Annotated in this window: 3 protein-coding genes; all 3 read left to right on the top strand. The window is 58.9% G+C overall.

The window, feature by feature from the left end; translation table 11 throughout:
* On the top strand, positions 1-321 hold a 321-nt coding region (locus tag WBP53_RS03470; protein ID WP_423925970.1), incomplete at its 5' end, for a hypothetical protein.
* An 18-nt stretch (positions 322-339) separates the two neighbouring features.
* A complete protein-coding gene (locus WBP53_RS03465; RefSeq protein ID WP_423925968.1) occupies positions 340-1,371 on the top strand; it encodes a PDZ domain-containing protein in 1,032 nt (343 codons plus the stop codon).
* A gap of 261 nt (positions 1,372-1,632) precedes the next feature.
* Positions 1,633-2,391: a pyridoxine 5'-phosphate synthase gene (locus tag WBP53_RS03460; protein WP_423925966.1), complete on the top strand. Its 759-nt coding sequence runs from the start codon at positions 1,633-1,635 to the stop codon at positions 2,389-2,391.
* Positions 2,392-2,477: the final 86 nt, after the last annotated feature.

Genomic DNA, 2,477 nt, shown 5'->3' with positions numbered 1-2,477 from the left:
GCGGTGGGCCTTTCAGCTGCTGCCCTGCTTTGTGTGGTTGCGGTGTCCCGTGTCCAGTTGGGTGTACCGGAATCGGATCAGGTGGCCACCTGGCAAAGTCACTCCCAGGCGCTCGAGCTGGAGTGGCAGCGCATGTCGCGCTCCACACCGGATCCACGTGCACGCACGGAACTGCGCCTGATCGATCTCGAGTTGCAGACGGCCTACGATCGTGGAGCGACTGCTGACGAACTGGTTCCCCTATGGAAGTTGCGAAGTGACGCACTGCGTGAACTCATCGAGAACGATGGCAGCCGCATGCGTTCGGTTACACGAATTTGATTTTTTTCGGAGAAGAGCATGAATGATGTATCGACTGGATTTGGCTCTCGCGTCGGCGCGTTGCTGATTGGCGGATGTGTAGCGATTTACGCTTCTGCCGCTGTTGCGGACGGCGCGGCCCTCGCAAGCCGGGTAGCGCCACTGGCGGCGCAAACGGATTCCTCGCTGGGAGTTTCGCCTGAGCAGCGCTTGCAGGAAGAGCTGCGCGTCCTGCTGCTCGACATGATCGAGTCGGGCGCGTTTGGTCAGACGCCTTCTGAGCAGATTTCGTTTTCGATTGATTCGCCCAGGCAGCGCGCATCAAGTCTCGGTGTGCTTGTTGACAGTAGTGCGGGCGCTGCAGCCGTCAAGGGTTTGCAAGTGGTTGGCACGACACCTGGTAGCAGTGCCAGTCGATTGGGCTTGCGCAGTGGCGATGTCATTGCATCGGTAAACAGCGTGTCCCTGGCTGGACTTGGTGATGATGCCAATGGAAGCGCCCGTGCCGCCCTGGTGCTCCGGGATCAACTGGAGAGTCTCCCGGATAATGCGACGATCGAGTTTGAGCTCATTCGCGACGGGAAGCCGAAAAGTATCTCCGGTACTTTGGAGTCCGCATGGATTCCAGCCTTGCACCTGACGGTGGGCGATGGCGTGGCTGTGGCTGCTGCAGGACAGAGTGGCGGCTCTGGAAGCACGTCGGCCGGGAAGGGCTGTGGCCGCCTGAGCATCTTCGATGTCGCCCCCAGGCAACAGAATCTGCATGCCGCGGCACTGATTAACATTGACGGGGAGCGTTCCCCGTTTGGTGGTCAGGAAGTATTCCGCCTTTCCGAGGGTCGTCACGTCCTGACCGTCGGCGAAAAGATCAAGGCAAAGTATCTGGCCTTCAACGAGGTGTTTCGCAACAGCAATATCAAGAACCCTTACAAGACTCTCGAGATTGACGTTGCCCCCAATACCACCTACTTCCTGGCCGTCCGATTGATCCAGGACAAGCGCAACGTTTGGCGTGATGGTGCTTACTGGGAACCGGTCATCTGGAGTGAGTCGACGGAAGCCTGCGGCTAGCCATCCACCGTGTACCCCATCATGGAAAGCGGTGCCGCATGCGCACCGCTTGTGGGTTTTTCGCGCCTGACCTTGCCCGCTTTTGGCGGGATCTGTTGAAAGCGAGTGTCTGGTTTGGTTGAGCGCCTTGTGTGGCCAGGTGCATGGGTGCCGCCGTTTGCACTGCCCCCAATTTCAATCTGTTCGGTGTTCGTACGGTGATGTACCTGATCGTTGGGCAGCCGGCATCCGATAGACTGTGGTTTTCCAGTTGCTTCTGCCATGACTTTCCTTAGTGTCAACGTCAACAAGGCTGCGGTCCTGCGCAATTCCCGCGGTGGCCGTGAGCCGGATCCTGTCGCTCTCGCAAGGCTTGCCCTTGCTGCAGGTAGCCACGGGGTAACAATGCATCCTCGTCCTGACCAGCGGCATATACGTCTGGATGATGTCCTCGGAATCCCGCCCATTCTCGGCAAGGCGGAATTCAATTTGGAAGGCAATCCGTTTGCGTCTCCACGGGTGGGATATCCGGGTCTCCTTGAACTGGTTCGCCGGGTGATGCCGGCCCAGGTCACCCTGGTTCCCGACGGCGACGGCCAACTGACCTCCGATCACGGATTCGACTTGTCTGCGGACTTGTCCGAGCTCGAGGGACTCGTGCGGTCATTCAAGCAAGATGCCGTTCGCGTAAGTGTCTTTGTCGATGCGGGATGCTCCGGGCTTGAAAGGTTGAAGGCATGTGGAGTTGATCGAATCGAGATCTACACGGGCCCGTTCGCTGATGCGTTCTCCAGCGGGCATTTCGCTCCCGAACTCGATGCCTGCGTTCGCACAGCCAACGAGGCGCGCAATGCGGGTTTGGGCGTGAACGCAGGTCATGATCTGTGTCAGGCCAATCTGCCCGTACTGCTTCAGGCAATCCCCTTCATCGACGAAGTGTCGATTGGCCACGCTCTCTTTTGTGAGGCCTTGCACGATGGGTTTGGGCCTACGGTGCGTCGCTACCTCGCTATTCTCGAAAGCCGGCGGATCACTCCCTAGCGGCCACCTTGGTTTGCTCGCTGTGTTGTTGCGCAGCCCATCCTTTGGCTGCGCGGTTGCAAACCTGGGCGCTGATGGGGCTATTC

This window comes from Dokdonella sp., assembly GCF_049593775.1.
Taxonomy (GTDB): domain Bacteria; phylum Pseudomonadota; class Gammaproteobacteria; order Xanthomonadales; family Rhodanobacteraceae; genus Dokdonella.
Note: the sequence above shows the minus strand (reverse complement) of the source record. Positions and strands in the feature narration are given on the sequence as shown.

Coding starts and splice junctions, on each gene's coding strand:
- WBP53_RS03465 (WP_423925968.1), top strand. CDS start 340: ATGAATGATGTATCGACTGGATTTGGCTCTCGCGTCGGCGCGTTGCTG.
- WBP53_RS03460 (WP_423925966.1), top strand. CDS start 1,633: ATGACTTTCCTTAGTGTCAACGTCAACAAGGCTGCGGTCCTGCGCAAT.